Raw genomic sequence first — 15,689 nt, 5'->3', positions numbered from 1 at the left:
ATTCCATCACTCCGCCTCCTCTTTTACCATAGTCTTCCCGCCAGCATCGTGAACCGGATGAATACGAGCTCATCCCCCTCATTCAGCACCAGCGGCTCCTGCAGCTGATCACATGCCTCCTCACGCAAAAACACCTTATACAGCCCGTCCTCAAAAGCCAGCAGCGCAGCCTCCACCGCTTGACTGAGCTCAGGCAGATTATCGTTATAGACCGTCCCGAAGCCGATTTTTCCGCTATCCCGCTGGTCGTTAATGGCATCCCCCGTCAAAAAAGGAATCAGCTCGCCGCGTCCCTGCTTATCCGTAAGCTCCTTCACCTGCAGAGCCACAACCGCAGTAATCAGCTCCTTCAGATTGCCCGGGGTCTGCTCAAGAATCAATTCCCGGCGTCCCAGCACCGGCTTGCGCTTCCCTACGCTTTTCACTGTGACATACAGCAGCATACGCATTCCTCCCTCTGTTGCTCGTAGCAGCCGCTCTTCTGAACGGATGAACAGAGCATTTAAATTCATTACCCAAAATTCACCAGGTCTACCCTGAGCCGGGCTGTTCAAAACCGAAATAGCGCTCCATCCAATTACGGAACGCCTGTTCCGGTTTTTCCGTCCTTTGCAGGATACCCTGAATCCATGTCCGCTTGCTATAGTGCTCCAGTTGGAATTGTATCGCCGGTATGGCCCATATGGCCCGGTCTGTCCGGGTCCTCCTGCTGAATATCCGGGGTTCCACGGAGTTTCTCCCTTTTGTCTGCATTTTTTGCTAAAATAGAAAGGTCGGCGCATTCTTCTCCTTTTAAGCGCCAGTCAATGAAAACGGAGGCATCACCTGTGGATTATATTATTCTGGACATCGAATTCAACGGCCGTAAATTTGCCAGCGAGCATCCTATGGAGGTCATTGAGATTGGAGCTGTCCGGTTAGACGCTTCACTGCAGTTTAAGGATGAGTTCAGCGCCTTAATCAAGCCTATATATTTCTCTACCCTCAATTCGTTCATTAAGAAAAAAACCGGCATCCCGCAGGAGGACATCGACGTTGCCGCCCGGTTCCCCAAGGTTATTACCGCCTTCCGGAGCTGGCTCGATCAAAGCCCTGACGGCGTGCTGCTGCTGACCTGGGGCGGCGAGGACATGAAGCGGATCATCCAGGACGTGCGCATGCACAAAATGGACGAGGCCTACTGGATGGAGGCCACTTATTTCGATCTGCTGAAAGGGCTGCTGCGCGCCCGCGGACTTACCAACGATATCAGCGTGGAAGGCGCGATGGCGCTGCTCGGGCTTGAGCCTTCCGGCTCTGCCCACCGGGCGCTTGACGATGCGCGGATGACAGCTGAGATTTTCCGTGCGGTATTTGAAGAGCTGGACTTCTCACGGTCCCAGCATTTTGTAGATACCTTCTCCAACGCCAGAGAACGCAAAACGGTCAAAATCGCCATCAAAGCGATGACCTCCCAAAAAATCGTACCTACCTGGGAGCTGGTAGCCGAGCATTACTTCAAGGGCGAGGGTGCCTTGGCTGATCCGCGGAAGGCCGCGGAGCTGCAGGCGTACTTTACAGCCCAGCTCGGCAAGAAATAGTGATCTGAAGCGCCGCTGGAATGCGGCAAGAATACAGGCTTTTAGCAGCAGCGGCAATTTTCCGTCCAGGATATCCTGAGGGAGATTGCCGCTCTTTTTGTATGACTGCTTTACTCTCCGGTTACGCTAAATTAGCGTTTGACATTGCCGTTACGTCAAGGTGTACAGTTGGTTTTGTAAGCAGGAGCTTACAGACGTAAAGCACAAGCATCCAGTGAATGAACTGAGGAGGTGGCGCACATGGAATATACCGTGCAAAAGCTGGGGGCGCTGGCGGGCATCAGTCCGCGGACACTGCGTTATTACGATGAATTTGGTCTTCTGAGGCCGGCGAGAATCAATTCCTCGGGGTACCGCATCTACGGCCAGGCTGAGGTTAATCTGCTGCAGCAGATTTTATTTTACCGTGAGCTTGGTCTTACACTGGAGGCGATCCGGGATATCGTGACCTCCCCGTCCTTTGACGGCGCCCGGGCGCTGCGGGAACACCATGAGCAGTTGCTTCAGCGCCGGAAACAGCTGGATGAGCTGATCGCTAACGTCGAGCAAACACTGGCCCAGTCCGAAGGGAGAATAACCATGAGCAATGAAGAGAAATTTGCAGGCTTTAAGCAGAAGCTGATTGAGGATAATGAGCAGAAATACGGGCAGGAGATCCGCGAGAAATACGGCGAGGAGGCCGTGGAAAAGTCTAACCGCAAGCTGAGAAATATGACGGAGGAGCAGTATGCCGCCTGCCAGCAGCTGGAGGAGGACCTATTTGCCGCACTTGAGCAGGCGATGGAGGAGGGCGATTCAGCAAGTGAGCTGGCGCAAAAGGCTGCCGGTCTGCACCGCCAGTGGCTCGGCTTCTCCTGGGACACCTATACGAAGGAAGCCCACGCCGGATTAGCGCAAATGTATGTGGAGGATGAGCGCTTCACCGCTTATTATGACAAGCGCCGTCCCGGTATGGCCGCCTTTCTGCGGGACGCCGTCCATATCTATACAGGGGCAAAGCAGTAGGATACACGCCCATGAAAAAGGCAGCCGGTTTCCGGCTGCCTCTCTTGTGCTGTTTTAATCATCATATCCATCGTTATCGTCATCATCGTCATCGGAATCCACATCCGTGTACAGCACCTTGCCTGTGTAAGCATCAACGCCGACTTCGGTTGAAGTCCGTCCGTTTCTGATTTCCACCTCATAGACAGCAGTTCCGTCATCCCGGTCAAGGTCTACATCGGTTACTTTACCCTTTACTGCCGCATTTGCCGCTGCTGCTGCCTTGGCTGCGGTAATCAGCTTGGCTTCCGATGCTGCTCCGGCTGATGTGTAGTTATAGTCGTCGTCATCATTGTCGGCTTCTTTCCGCACACTCACAACCTTACCGGTATACGCATCGACCCGGACATCAACCTCCTGGTTTTTCTGCTGGATATCAATGTCGTAATAAGTACCGCTTAATTTCTTTTCCAGATCGATGCTCTCCACCTGACCCGGTGCCGCTTTGAGGGCAATCTCCTCGGCCTTGGCTATTCCGATCAGCGTCTTACTCTGGCTCTGCTGCACCGCCGGTGCCGCTGCTGCCGTTCCGCTCCGGACCTCATTGATGCCGTAGGCACCCCCAAGAATAATGGCCGCTGCTGCTACACTGCTGAGTAGTTGTTTTTTCATCTTTTTCCGCCTCCTGAATGTAATCTGTTCTGCTCATGTATTTAATATAAGCCTTCAATATGAGAGGACAGCGGCAGCAAGATTAGAATTTGATGAGAAAACACTTTGCTTCTGCTCATTCATTATCATCATCCGGCTCTTCCCAGGTTACAGAGCGGATAGTTCCCGATATCGCATCAACCTGTACTACCGCTTCACGGTCGTCAGGAGTTTTAATCTCCACCAGATAAAAGGCACCGGCTTCATTGATTCCGGTATCCACATCATCAGCCTCTCCCGGTACCTCCTGCAAGGCCAGCTTAATTGCTTCGGCTTCGGATACCACCCGCTGCGGCGGGGAGGGTGAAGGAACCGCCGGAGATGCTGAAGCAGCTCCTGCCGATGGGGCTGCGGAGACCACAGGTGCTCCTGAAGCCGCGGGCGTCGGCTGGACCTCCGGCGTAGGTGCAGGCGTAGGAACCGCCTGCACCTGCACTATGGAGATGATCCCGCCGGTAGCACCGTCCAGCTTAACCTCGTACAATCCTTGGGCAGTCTGCAGCTCAGCCATATAGTTACCAGACTGCTGGCTCAGGTACTCTATCTTTCCGGGATACTCCTGCAGCAATGCCTGCTCTACCTCTTCCCTGCTTAGCAGCGGGTCTGTTTCTTTCCGGAGAAACCATAGGCAGGCTATTGCCAGCAGGAGGACGGCAGCGGCAATCAGTATTGTTTTATATTGATTTTTCAGGTTTATTCGTGGTCGGCTCATGATCTCCCCCTGCTTTCAGCGGCGATCCGGATGGTCACCGCGGTTCCCCTGCCGGGAGTACTGTGCATGGACAGCTCTGCACCGATTGCTCCGGCAATCTCGGCAGCCAGCGCCAGTCCCAGGCCTGCTCCTCCGCCCTGGCGGCTTCTTGCCGCATCTACCCGGTAGAAACGGTCGAATACCTTGGGCAGCTCTTCCGGAGAAATTCCGATCCCCCGGTCGGTTATCACGATTATACTGTTCCGCCCCTCAGCCTCAAGATTGACGGTTATCCCTTCGTCACTGTACTTGCGGGCGTTATCCAGGAAAATAAACAGCAGCTGACGCAGCTTGGCCTCATCCGTATAGGCTTCGACCCGCCCCCCGGACTGAACCTCTACTTCTCTGCCGTAAGCATTGTGAAATACCTTGGCCGAGGTGCGGACCAGCTCTTCCAGGTCCAGATGCTTCATAGACAGCACCCACTGCTCCTGATGCTTTGCCAGCAGAAGCAGCTGCTCCGTCAGCTCCTTCATCCGGACGGCCTCTGAGTGAATAGCCTCCACCGATTCATTGAACAGCTCCGGATGGGCCAGACCTCTGCGTTTAAGCAGGCTGGCATAGCTCTCAATGACTGTCAGCGGTGTACGCAGCTCATGGGACGCATCAGACACAAACTTCTCCTGCTTCAGATAATTGCTCTCGAGTAGGGCAATCATCCCGTTGAACGTATCCCCCATCTCAACCAGCTCATCCTTGGCATTGTCCTGAAGCGTAAGCCTGCGGAACTTTCCGCTGTCCTTAATCTCCCGCATCGTGGCGGTCATCTGGACAATCGGCCGCATAATCAGCCCGGACAGCAGCCTGCTGGACAGCAGCAGCGGAATCAGTGCAACGGCCGTGGCTCCGGCAAGCACCAGCCGCAGTACCCTTAGCGTTCCCATTGTACTCTCCAGGCTTTTGGTCATTTGCACGTTCATCACCGTACCGTCAGCCCAGATAACCGGGACTGTCACAAAGGCATAGGAATGCCCTCCTGAACGGAGCATTTCGGTCTGCCGCATCTCATAATAATCCGGCTTCAGCCGGCTAAGCTCCTGCTCCGATACGGAGGTTACGGGAGCAGGGCCGCTTCCGTCTGCGGCCACCAGGCGCAGCATTCCCTCAACCGGCACATAAGCGCGGAGAAGCTCAGCCGGAGTAACCTCGCCTGCGGCTCTGCGCATAGCAGCAGCGATTTTGGCTGTCTCGGCTGCTGCCTGCTCCAGCTCATTGTCTGTCAGCATCCGGCTAAACAGCGCGTAGATGAACAGATTCATGATCACCAGAAGCACAGCGAACAGCACGCTGGAGTATAGATATATTTTACTGCGCAGCTTCATTGGGCATCCTTCAGCACATAGCCGATGCCGCGCACCGTATGGATAAGCTCGTTTTCGTTCTCGAGCGCAATTTTTTTACGGACATAACGGATATAGACATCCACCACATTGGTGTCACCGTAATAATCATAACCCCAGACGGCTGTCATGATCTGCTCCCTGTTCAGTACCTGCCGCTTGTTCTTCATCAGGTACACGAGCAGGTCGAACTCCCTCGGAGTCAGCTCAATGCTCCGGCCTGCACGGATTACCTCACGGGTTGTCTCACTCAGCTCCAGATCGTCTGCCCGCAGCCAGGAGTCTGTGCCTGTTTCCGCCTCCGCCGACTTGCGGCTTGAAGCCAGCCGCAGCGCAGCACGGACACGGGCCAGCACCTCCTCGATCTGAAACGGCTTCGTAATATAATCATTGGCGCCCAGATCCAGGCCGGATACCTTATCCTCGACAGAGCTTTTGGCAGTCAGCAGCAGAACCGGAGTATGCGCATCGCTCACCCGGATGCGCCGCAGCAGCTCAATTCCGCTGAAGCCGGGCAGCATAACATCCAGCAGCAGCAGATCCGGCTGGTGCTCCTGATACATTTCAAGCCCGCCGGGTCCGCTGCCTGCGATGGACACGCGGTATCCCTCGCACTCCAGCTCAATCTGCAGCAGGCGGGCGATTTTTTCCTCATCCTCAACAACCAGAATGGATTCCGTCATGGGCTTTCATCCTTTCCATCTACGCACTTGGTGTATGCGTATGTTTGACATACATCTGCCTACATTGTAGGTTATCTGCAGGTGCCGATACAAACAGCCGGGATGATTAATTTAATAAATTCCCGCATTGGCTAATATTAACGGGACTTTTACCGTTATTTCTGCCAATCCGCCCGTCCGCGCCTATAACAACGGGTCTTTTACCGTTATTTCCGCCAATCCGCCCGTCCGCGCCTGAAACAACGGGACTTTTACCGTTATTTCCGCCAATCCGCCCGTCCGCGCCTGAAACAACGGGACTTTTACCGTTATTCCGCCAATCCGCCCGTCCGCGCCTGAAACACCGGGACTTTTACCTTTATTTCCGACAATCTACTCGTCCGCGCCTGAAACAACGGGACTTTTACTGTTATTTCCGACAATCTACCCGTCTGCACCTATAACAACGGGACTTTTACCGTTCTTTCCACCAATCTACCCGTCCGCGCCTGAAACAACGGGACTTTTACCGTTATTTCCGACAATCCGCCTGTCCGCACCTATAACAACGGGAATTTTACTTTTATTTCCACCAATTCGCCCGTCCGCGCCTGAAACAACGGGACTTTTACCGTTATTTCCGCCAATCCGCCCGTCCGCGCCTGAAACAACGGGACTTTTACCGTTATTTCCGCCAATCTACTCGTCCGCGCCTATAACAACGGGACTTTTACCGTTATTTCCGACAATCCACCCGTCCGCACCTGAAACAACGGGACTTTTACCGTTATTTCCGACAATCCCAACGTCCGCGCCTATAACAACGGGACTTTTACCGTTATTTCCGCCAATCCGCCCGTCCGCGCCTGAAACAACGGGACTTTTACCGTTATTTCCGCCAATCCGCCCGTTCGCGCCTGAAACAACGGGACTTTTACCGTTATTTCCGCCAATCCGCCCGTCCGCGCCTGAAACAACGGGACTTTTACCGTTATTTCCGCCAATCTACTCGTCCGCGCCTGAAACAACGGGACTTTTACCGCCGGCACGGGCGCATACATTCAAAAGGCGCTCCGGCCACTGGCCGGAACGCCCCTTTAAATTTCATAGTCCTGCTCTACAAGCTCCTATGCAGCAGCTCCAGCACCGTACGCAGCTCAGCAGCTGCCACCTGCCCCGGGGCCGAAGGCTTATGCGCCGCACCAAAGGTCAGCGCCGATCCAAAAATCTCCCCGGCCAGCCGGCTGATCACACCCTCCCCGCCCATCGACATCGTAATGATGGGACGGTCCGCGTATAGCTCCTGCATTTTTACAGTTGCCGCCAGCAGGGTCAGCACATCTCCGGCACTGTTTGGCATAACAGCAATCTTCGGCAGATCACCGCCCAGCTCCTGGGCTCTGCGCAGCCGGGAAATGATCTCCTCTTCGGCAGGCGTCCCTGCGAAATCATGATTAGACACGATAACAAAAACACCGCAGGCATGCGCCGCTGCAATCAGTCCGCGGACCTCCTCTTCCCGGCCGGACAGCTCTACATCAATAATGTCAACCCAGCCGCTCCCGGCAGCAGCCTTATTAAGCTGAACATAATAGTCTGCGGAAATTTCCTTCTCTCCGCCTTCCCTCGCACTGCGGAACGTAAAGATCAGCGGAATATCAGGCAGTATGCCCTGAATCCGCTCCAGTGCTGCCTTAACGGCCGCAATATCTTCGACTTCTGCAAAATAATCACTCCGCCACTCCACCACATCCGGAGCCAGAGCCTTCACCGCAGCAGCTTCAGCCTCAAGCTCTGCCAGCGTGGTACTGACCAGAGGTACGCAAATCTTGGGCATACCTTCGCCCAGTGTTACATTTTTAACGGTTACCGTGCCGCTCATCTATGTTCTGCCCCCTATACATCTGTTCTAGTAATCCCTTAAGCCTCCGCAGCTGCCTTAATAAACTGCTCAACCTCTGCCAGCTTAGGCAGCGACGGAATTGCCCCCTGTCTGCCGACTGCCAGCGCCCCAACCGCATTGGCGAAACGGACAGCAGCTGCCAGCGGCTTCCCGGAGGTCAGCTGATAAGCCAGCGCCCCGTTAAAAGAATCCCCCGCAGCCACTGTATCCACAGCCTTCACCGGAAATCCCTGAACATGCTCGCAGTGGGCTCCATTTACAATCAGCGCCCCTTTGGAGCCGAGAGTGATGATCACGTTCTGCACCCCTTTTTGCAGCAAAATACGTGCCGCCTGCTCCGCCGACTCCATACCGCTCACTTCAACGCCCGAAAGAATGCCTGCCTCTGTCTCATTCGGAGTGAGGTAGGTGACATAGCTCAGCATTTCATTGCTCAGCTCACGTGCCGGCGCCGGATTAAGAATCACCGGTATCTGGTGCTTGCCCGCTATCCGTGCTGCTTCCTCGCACATCGCAAGATCCGTTTCCAGCTGCATGACAATCATATCCGCACCGGAAATAACCGTCTCCAGTGCTTGAATATCCGCTACACCCAGCTCAAGGTTCGCACCCGGGACCACAATGATCCGGTTCTCCCCCTCGCCGTCAACGACGATCGAAGCAACCCCAGTGCCGAGCTTCTCGCTTTGTGTAAGATGCTCCGTGTGAATGCCTTCTCCGCGCATAATTTCCAGCAGCTCACTCCCGAAGCCGTCCCGGCCGACGCTGCCGATCATCGTGACCTCCGCGCCGAGCCGAGCCGCCGCTACAGCCTGGTTGGCACCTTTCCCGCCGGGCGACAGGGCAAAATCCTGCCCGAACAGCGTCTCTCCCGCCTCCGGTGCACGCTGCGTGCGCACAACCATGTCCATGTTTAAGCTTCCGATTACTACTATACTCAAGCTTGTACACCACCATTAGTTTATTTTGACAGAGCTGCTTCATCATGCTGCAGTCCCGGTTACCGCTCCGGCCTTTCATGCCGTTAATTCTTTAATCATCCAAAACAATCATTCCCTCTATATCTTATGGCCTCAAGCCGGGTTAATCAAACTATTCTGGCTGATGCCATGAATTCCGCTGATAGCTTCCCTTTTTCCTTCATGTCCTGAAAGGTTTATCCGGTGAATTTATATCCGCTGCTTCACGAAAACTTCGCTGTGCTTTTTTGGAATAAATGTGCTAGAATAAGTGTGCAATCGCTTCCAGGGAAGTTTTCGCCATTTTGAGCAAACGTTTGCACCTTAGATGTAGCCTGCAGTAACACCTGATTCCAATCCAATTCATATTTAGGAGGCTTATCAAGTGAACCAGAACAAATTACCGTCTGTCGCTTATTTCAGCATGGAGTATGGCCTGCATTCCGACTTCAAAATGTACGCCGGCGGCCTGGGCATTCTTGCTGGAGATTACATCAAAGGTGCAAAGGACATCGGCGCCCCCATCATCCCGATCGGGCTGAAATGGAAGCAGGGCTATACCGACCAGAAGATTGATGCGAACGGCAATCCTTATGACTCCTACCACAATTATGTCTATGATTTTCTTGAAGATACAGGCGTTAAGGTTACTGTAAAGGTTAGAAAAACAGATGTAGTCTGCAAAGTATGGAAAACAGACAAGTTCGGCAATAACCCCCTCTACCTGCTCGATACGGACATTCCGGAGAACAGTGACGCCTGGATTACCGGCCAGCTGTACGGCTGGTTTGGTGAGGAACGGATTGCCCAGGAGATCGTGCTCGGAATCGGCGGGGTAAAAGCGATGCGTGCGCTGGAGATTCCAATCGACGTCTACCATTTCAATGAAGGCCATGCAGCGCTGGCTGCCGTTGAGCTGATCCGTGAGAAGATGTCCGGAGGCAGCACCTTTGAAGAGGCCTGGAAGGCTACGCGCGAAGAAGTAGTGTTCACCACCCATACTCCGATAAAAGAGGGCAACGAAACCCATCCGCTGGACCGTCTTGAGTACATGGGCGCTTTTAACGGCCTGACCCGTGCGCAGATGGAGCGGATCGGCGGCGAGCCGTTTAATATGACGGTGGCCGGTCTGCGCCTGTCCCGCATCTCTAACGGCGTGGCCCAGCTGCATGCGGATACAGCGGGCAAAATGTGGAAGGAAGTTGCCGGCAGATCGGAAATCATCGGCATCACCAATGCTATCCATACCCCTACCTGGGTGGACGAGCGGATTACGCGTGCTTATGAGGAAGACGGCGACCTGTGGGGCGCGCACAAGGAGATCAAGAATGAGCTGATCGGCTTTATCGAGGACCGTTCCGGCATCGCACTGAATCCCGACAACCTGCTGATTGGCTTCTCCCGCCGGGCCGCGCCGTACAAGCGCAGTGATCTTATTTTCTCCCAGCCGGAGATTATTGAGCCTTATCTGAAGGATGGCAAAATCCAGATCGTCTTCTCGGGCAAGGCCCATCCGCTGGATGACAACGGCAAAAAAATCGTCAGCAACCTCGTTGCCATGATGAAAAAATATCCGAAGAGCGTAGTTTTCCTGGAAAACTACGATATGACGATCGGCGCTCAGCTGACCCGCGGCTCGGACATCTGGCTCAACAACCCGCGCCGTCCGCTGGAAGCCAGCGGCACCTCCGGCATGAAGGCTGCGATGAACGGTGTGCTGAACTGCTCCATCCTTGACGGCTGGTGGCCCGAAGCCTGCATTGACGGGGAGAATGGCTGGCAGATTGGGGAAGGCTTCGAGACTACTGACTTTGCTGTGCTCGACAAGCATGACAGCGATGCCTTATACGATACCCTGCTGAACCGTGTGCTTCCGACCTTCTATGAGAACCGGGATACCTGGGTGAAAATGATGCGTAAGAGCATTGAGACCACCCGCGAGGAATTCGCCACCAAACGGATGCTGGATGAGTATTACAGCAGAATGTATATTAAGGAGTAGCCCTCTAGGCTCTCCCTCCGCTATAGTGTAACAATATTAAGCTCCTGTCTGCTTCTCGCGGACGGGGGTTTTTTTATGAAGAACAGCCATTTTAGATGTACAGAGTGCAGTTAAAGTAAAAATCCCCCTCCTCTTCAATCACATAACACTATTAAAAACAACTCAACACACTTCACCACAATTCAATACATTTCAATATACTTAATCTGCTCCCTCCGCTTTTCCTCCGATCCTCCCCACCATACCTTTAGTCAACCTCATCTCGCCCGCCCCTGTCTTTCATCAGCAGCCTGCACCAGCTCATAATCAACCCTATTTCCGCATATTGTTAATTATAATAATTATAAAAAAGGATTGATTTCTCTAAAATTTTTGTTAATATAAAACTTATACTAATTCTAAATTTAAATCCTATACCGAGGTGAATGTATTCATGAGTCAAGGCAATAACAAATTAACCACAAGCTGGGGCGCCCCCGTCGGAGACAATCAGCATTCAATGACCGCAGGCTCACGCGGACCTACTTTGCTGCAGGATGTTCATCTGCTTGAAAAGCTGGCCCATTTTAATAGAGAGCGTGTTCCAGAACGGGTTGTCCATGCCAAGGGAGCTGGTGCTCATGGATATTTTGAGGTTACACAGGATTTGTCCCAATATACCAAGGCGGCCTTTTTGTCTGAAGTAGGCAAGCGTACGCCGATGTTCATCCGCTTCTCAACTGTAGCCGGCGAGCTCGGTTCAGCTGATACGGTTCGTGATCCGCGCGGTTTTGCCGTTAAATTTTATACGGAGGAAGGCAATTATGATCTGGTGGGCAACAATACGCCGGTCTTCTTCATCCGCGATGCCATTAAGTTCCCGGACTTCATCCATACCCAGAAGCGCCATCCGCAGACTCACCTGAAGAATCCGAACGCCGTCTGGGATTTCTGGTCCCTATCGCCTGAATCACTGCACCAGGTTACTATTCTCATGTCTGACCGCGGCATTCCGGCGACACTCCGTCATATGCACGGGTTCGGTAGCCATACGTTTAAATGGGTTAATGCTGAGGGTAAGGTGGTATGGGTAAAGTATCATTTTAAAACAGAACAGGGCGTCAAGAATCTGGATGTAAAGCTCGCGGCACAGCTGGCGGGTGAGAACCCGGATTATCATACTGAGGATTTGTTCAACGCGATCGATAAAGGGGATTTCCCGGCCTGGAAGCTGTGTGTCCAGATTATGCCGGAGGAGGATGCGGATACGTACCGGTTCGACCCGTTTGACGTAACCAAGGTCTGGTCGCAGAAGGATTACCCGCTGATTGAAGTCGGCCGGATGGTGCTGGACCGTAACCCGGAGAATTATTTTGCCGAGGTTGAGCAGGCTACCTTCTCTCCAGGTTCATTCGTGCCCGGCATAGAAGCCTCTCCTGACAAAATGCTGCAGGGCCGCCTGTTCGCATACGCCGATGCCCATCGCTACCGGGTCGGAGCCAACCACAACCAGCTGCCAATCAACCGTCCGGTTGCCGAAGTGAACAATAACCAGCGCGACGGTGCGATGAACGCTACCCGTAACGGCGGCGGTTCCGTCTATTATGAGCCTAACAGCTTTGGCGGCGCTAAGGAGTCTCCACAGGATAAGCCTGCTCCATTTCAGGTAACCGGTCAGGCTGACAGCGTTGCTTACGATCACAATGATCACTACACACAAGCCGGTGATTTGTACCGCCTGCTGAGTGAAGAGGAGCGTGCACGCCTGGTAGAAAATATCGTAGGTGCGATGACTCCAGTTGAATACGATGAGATCAAAATCCGCCAGATCGGTCACTTCTTCAAGGCTGATCCTGAGTTTGGACAGCGTATAGCTGCAGGGCTTGGGCTGCCGGCTCCACTGGATGCAGATCAGACTGAGTAATCCTTTTTCATAAAATAATACGTCATGCTGCGGCACAACTCCTATTCTCTATGAATCAGGGAGTTGTGCCTTTGTCTACTGATACATCCTTATCCATCTCTCCAGCTTCTGCTTCATCTCCAGCCTGGCCGATGCCGGCTCCAGGATCTCCGCGTCCGGACCATATTGCAGAATCCACTTCATGAATTCCTTGGCGTTATTAACAGTCACTTCAAACAGCAGGCTGCCGTCCTGCTCATCGCTCATCCACGGATGCACGAACAGCTCCTCTTCCTTAATGTAACGTGCCACCTCACGGGAGAAACGGACCTTAAAGCGGATATTTTTGCTGCCGCGGTCGATGGACCAGGTATTTTTAAGATAATGCTTAATGTTAAACCCGCTCTTGTCAAAAGCGTTACCGGTTACCTCCACCTGTTGAAAACGGCTGATGCGGAAGGTACGGATATCCTGCTTAAGATGGCAGTAGCCGACGAGATAAAAGCGCTGGTCGCGCGGAATCAGATAATAGGGGTCGATCTCGCGTTCAGTTGTAGCATTGCGTGCCTGGGAGTGGTAAACCGTACGGATGCTCTGCTGCTCCAGGATAGCGCCGATAATCGGCTGCAAAAAATTACGGCTTTCTTTGCGGTATGCGGGAGTTCCCATCTGGATAATATCAGCAATATTCTCCAGCACTCCGTTCAACTTGGACTTTTCTTTGAGGTGGGTTCCCATTACCTTATCATAGGCGGTGTGGAAGCCTGGAGGGATTTTGTCCTCATGCAGCACAGACGGCAGCAGCGAAAAAGCCAGTGCCTCCTGCTCCGAGAAATCAAGCGGATACTGAAAAAAGTTCCCCAGGAACCTGTACCCGGTCCCCCTGCCCTCGTTCGTAACCGGCGCGAAATGGCTGATCACATCAAGATCCCTGTAAATCGTCCTGATATTCACATCGCATCGGAAGGCGAGATCGGCGGCGGTAATCCCCGGGTTGGACTGGATGGCATTGATGATTTTAAAAATTCGGATTACTTTGTCTGTCATTCCTTATACTCCTTAGCTTCCTATCAATCATAAAAGGTACCTATGTACATAGCTTCAACTATATCAGAATTCTGCGCTTTTCCGCTGTCATCTAACACACGTCCGTCCGGATAAGAAGTATACAAAAAAAGCAAGAACCGCAGATTAACTGCAGTTCTTGCTTTGTGTGAAGCGGGTGATGGGAATCGAACCCACGCTATTAGCTTGGAAGGCTAAAGTTCTACCATTGAACTACACCCGCAAAATATAAAATCGGGATGACACGATTTGAACATGCGACCCCCTGGTCCCAAACCAGGTGCTCTACCAAGCTGAGCTACATCCCGTAATAAAGTAGTTCGTACTGCTTAAAAAAATAAATGGCGCGCCCTAAGAGATTCGAACTCCTGACCTTTTGATTCGTAGTCAAACGCTCTATCCAGCTGAGCTAAGGGCGCACAATCTATATGGAGCGGACGACGGGAATCGAACCCGCGACCCTCGCCTTGGCAAGGCGATGCTCTACCGCTGAGCCACGTCCGCATAAACATGGTGCGCGTGAAGGGACTTGAACCCCCACGTCGTGAAACGCCAGATCCTAAGTCTGGTGCGTCTGCCATTCCGCCACACGCGCACACTTTGTAAATAATGGTGAGCCATGAAGGACTCGAACCTTCGACACCCTGATTAAAAGTCAGGTGCTCTACCAACTGAGCTAATGGCTCTCAAGGAAAAAGTAATGGCTGGGGATATAGGATTTGAACCTATGCATGACGGAGTCAAAGTCCGTTGCCTTACCGCTTGGCTAATCCCCAACAATAATAATTAGCAAATGCTACGGAATCGGATGGTACTCTATACTTCGAGATATAGGATGCTCAATTCCTGTTACCTTCATACCAGAAGCAATAAAGATGGCGGAACCGACGGGATTCGAACCCGCGATCTCCTGCGTGACAGGCAGGCATGTTAGGCCAACTACACCACGGTTCCAGGATAAAGATTTTGGGGTCCCCGGAAAGTAATCGGAATATGCTACAAAGCATTTCTTCACTTTTTGGGGATGTATTGCGGGGGCAGGATTTGAACCTGCGGCCTTCGGGTTATGAGCCCGACGAGCTACCGGGCTGCTCCACCCCGCGTCAGTAAAAAGTATATATTCCGTTATCAGGAATGTTTATGGTGGAGGCTGAGGGGATCGAACCCCCGACCCTCTGCTTGTAAGGCAGATGCTCTCCCAGCTGAGCTAAGCCTCCATCTTATGACCCGTAGGGGATTCGAACCCCTGTTACCTCCGTGAAAGGGAGGTGTCTTAACCCCTTGACCAACGGGCCATGCTACTATTACTGCTGTTCTACAACCCATTAAAGGGAGGTAACGCAACGGAGAGAGAGGGATTCGAACCCTCGAGACGCTTGTGGCGCCTACACGATTTCCAATCGTGCTCCTTCGGCCAAACTCGGACACCTCTCCAGATGGCTCCCCGAACAGGACTCGAACCTGTGACAACTCGATTAACAGTCGAGTGCTCTACCAACTGAGCTATCAGGGAAAATGGTGGGCCTTAGTGGACTCGAACCACTGACCTCACCCTTATCAGAGGTGCGCTCTAACCAGCTGAGCTAAAGGCCCTTTTTACACCTATTTAACTAATAAGGGCAAAAAAAATACCACAAAGTGTGTGGATTGTCCGCTTGGCGGCGTCCTACTCTCCCAGGACCCTTCGGTCCAAGTACCATCGGCGCTGGAGGACTTAACGGTCGTGTTCGGGATGGGTACGCGTGGAACCCCTCCGCCATCGCCACCAAACGGGCATTTACAGCGAAAATGCTTCAGGAACTTGATTCCTGAAAACTGAATCCGAAACGAATCTGCGTGTATAGATATTG

The 15,689-nt window shown here is 52.9% G+C and carries 12 protein-coding genes, 14 tRNA genes and 2 rRNA genes (1 of these 28 running past the window's edge); 4 read left to right on the top strand and 24 right to left on the bottom strand.

Going from position 1 to position 15,689, the window contains the following annotated elements; genetic code table 11:
• Positions 1-23: 23 nt before the first annotated feature.
• The gene (locus R70723_RS03680; protein ID WP_039869887.1) at positions 24-443 is read right to left on the bottom strand and encodes a hypothetical protein; all 420 of its coding nucleotides are present in this window, start codon (positions 441-443) and stop codon (positions 24-26) included.
• Between the two features lie 384 nt (positions 444-827).
• Between R70723_RS03680 and R70723_RS03670 the strand changes: the two genes are divergently transcribed.
• On the top strand, positions 828-1,580 hold the full coding sequence (locus tag R70723_RS03670; protein WP_039869882.1) for a 3'-5' exonuclease: 753 nt from the start codon (positions 828-830) through the stop codon (positions 1,578-1,580).
• A gap of 240 nt (positions 1,581-1,820) precedes the next feature.
• Positions 1,821-2,585 (top strand): MerR family transcriptional regulator, encoded by a 765-nt coding sequence (locus tag R70723_RS03665; protein WP_039869879.1) that lies wholly within the window; start codon positions 1,821-1,823, stop codon positions 2,583-2,585.
• 54 nt (positions 2,586-2,639) lie between these two features.
• Here R70723_RS03665 and R70723_RS03660 read toward each other — a convergent pair whose 3' ends face one another.
• The 6 genes from R70723_RS03660 to rbsK form a co-directional block, all read right to left on the bottom strand.
• Entirely contained in the window at positions 2,640-3,236 is a 597-nt protein-coding gene (locus R70723_RS03660; RefSeq protein ID WP_039869876.1) for a PepSY domain-containing protein, read from the bottom strand.
• A 115-nt stretch (positions 3,237-3,351) separates the two neighbouring features.
• Entirely contained in the window at positions 3,352-3,987 is a 636-nt protein-coding gene (locus R70723_RS31860; RefSeq protein ID WP_052421173.1) for a PepSY domain-containing protein, read from the bottom strand.
• Entirely contained in the window at positions 3,984-5,348 is a 1,365-nt protein-coding gene (locus R70723_RS03650) for a sensor histidine kinase (protein WP_039869874.1), read from the bottom strand. The genes R70723_RS31860 and R70723_RS03650 overlap by 4 nt, the downstream gene beginning before the upstream one ends.
• Positions 5,345-6,049 (bottom strand): response regulator transcription factor, encoded by a 705-nt coding sequence (locus R70723_RS03645; protein ID WP_039869870.1) that lies wholly within the window; start codon positions 6,047-6,049, stop codon positions 5,345-5,347. The genes R70723_RS03650 and R70723_RS03645 overlap by 4 nt, the downstream gene beginning before the upstream one ends.
• 1,096 nt (positions 6,050-7,145) lie before the next feature.
• Positions 7,146-7,910 carry a type I 3-dehydroquinate dehydratase gene (aroD, locus tag R70723_RS03635; RefSeq protein ID WP_039869867.1) on the bottom strand — a complete coding sequence of 255 codons (765 nt, stop codon included), beginning with the start codon at positions 7,908-7,910 and terminating at the stop codon, positions 7,146-7,148.
• Between the two features lie 38 nt (positions 7,911-7,948).
• On the bottom strand, positions 7,949-8,872 hold the full coding sequence (gene rbsK, locus R70723_RS03630) for a ribokinase (RefSeq protein ID WP_076418590.1): 924 nt from the start codon (positions 8,870-8,872) through the stop codon (positions 7,949-7,951).
• Between the two features lie 403 nt (positions 8,873-9,275).
• Between rbsK and glgP the strand changes: the two genes are divergently transcribed.
• Both glgP and katA read left to right on the top strand, forming a co-directional pair.
• Positions 9,276-10,892, top strand: coding sequence for an alpha-glucan family phosphorylase (glgP, locus tag R70723_RS03625; protein WP_039869864.1), 1,617 nt, complete (start codon positions 9,276-9,278; stop codon positions 10,890-10,892).
• A gap of 433 nt (positions 10,893-11,325) precedes the next feature.
• Positions 11,326-12,795 carry a catalase KatA gene (katA, locus tag R70723_RS03620; protein WP_039869861.1) on the top strand — a complete coding sequence of 490 codons (1,470 nt, stop codon included), beginning with the start codon at positions 11,326-11,328 and terminating at the stop codon, positions 12,793-12,795.
• 75 nt (positions 12,796-12,870) lie between these two features.
• Here katA and R70723_RS03615 read toward each other — a convergent pair whose 3' ends face one another.
• The 17 genes from R70723_RS03615 to R70723_RS03535 all read right to left on the bottom strand — a co-directional run.
• Positions 12,871-13,821: a helix-turn-helix transcriptional regulator gene (locus R70723_RS03615; protein ID WP_039869860.1), complete on the bottom strand. Its 951-nt coding sequence runs from the start codon at positions 13,819-13,821 to the stop codon at positions 12,871-12,873.
• 170 nt (positions 13,822-13,991) lie between these two features.
• A tRNA-Gly gene (locus tag R70723_RS03610) sits at positions 13,992-14,062 on the bottom strand.
• Positions 14,063-14,073: 11 nt separating this feature from the next.
• Positions 14,074-14,147: transfer RNA gene (locus R70723_RS03605), tRNA-Pro, on the bottom strand.
• 34 nt (positions 14,148-14,181) lie between these two features.
• Positions 14,182-14,258, bottom strand: a tRNA-Arg gene (locus tag R70723_RS03600).
• Positions 14,259-14,268: 10 nt separating this feature from the next.
• A tRNA-Gly gene (locus R70723_RS03595) sits at positions 14,269-14,343 on the bottom strand.
• A 7-nt stretch (positions 14,344-14,350) separates the two neighbouring features.
• A tRNA-Leu gene (locus R70723_RS03590) sits at positions 14,351-14,434 on the bottom strand.
• 15 nt (positions 14,435-14,449) lie between these two features.
• Positions 14,450-14,525: transfer RNA gene (locus R70723_RS03585), tRNA-Lys, on the bottom strand.
• Positions 14,526-14,540: 15 nt separating this feature from the next.
• Positions 14,541-14,615: transfer RNA gene (locus tag R70723_RS03580), tRNA-Gln, on the bottom strand.
• A 100-nt stretch (positions 14,616-14,715) separates the two neighbouring features.
• Positions 14,716-14,793 (bottom strand) — tRNA-Asp (locus R70723_RS03575).
• Positions 14,794-14,868: 75 nt separating this feature from the next.
• Positions 14,869-14,942, bottom strand: a tRNA-Met gene (locus tag R70723_RS03570).
• 38 nt (positions 14,943-14,980) lie between these two features.
• Positions 14,981-15,056 (bottom strand) — tRNA-Val (locus R70723_RS03565).
• A 6-nt stretch (positions 15,057-15,062) separates the two neighbouring features.
• Positions 15,063-15,134, bottom strand: a tRNA-Glu gene (locus R70723_RS03560).
• A gap of 49 nt (positions 15,135-15,183) precedes the next feature.
• Positions 15,184-15,273: transfer RNA gene (locus R70723_RS03555), tRNA-Ser, on the bottom strand.
• 3 nt (positions 15,274-15,276) lie between these two features.
• Positions 15,277-15,352 (bottom strand) — tRNA-Asn (locus tag R70723_RS03550).
• Between the two features lie 3 nt (positions 15,353-15,355).
• Positions 15,356-15,432, bottom strand: a tRNA-Ile gene (locus R70723_RS03545).
• A gap of 60 nt (positions 15,433-15,492) precedes the next feature.
• Positions 15,493-15,609: ribosomal RNA gene (gene rrf / locus R70723_RS03540) — 5S ribosomal RNA — on the bottom strand.
• A 77-nt stretch (positions 15,610-15,686) separates the two neighbouring features.
• A 23S ribosomal RNA gene (locus tag R70723_RS03535) occupies positions 15,687-15,689 on the bottom strand (it continues 2,923 nt past the right edge of the window).

The sequence above is a fragment of the Paenibacillus sp. FSL R7-0273 genome (assembly GCF_000758625.1).
Taxonomy (GTDB): domain Bacteria; phylum Bacillota; class Bacilli; order Paenibacillales; family Paenibacillaceae; genus Paenibacillus_AQ.
Note: the sequence above shows the minus strand (reverse complement) of the source record. Positions and strands in the feature narration are given on the sequence as shown.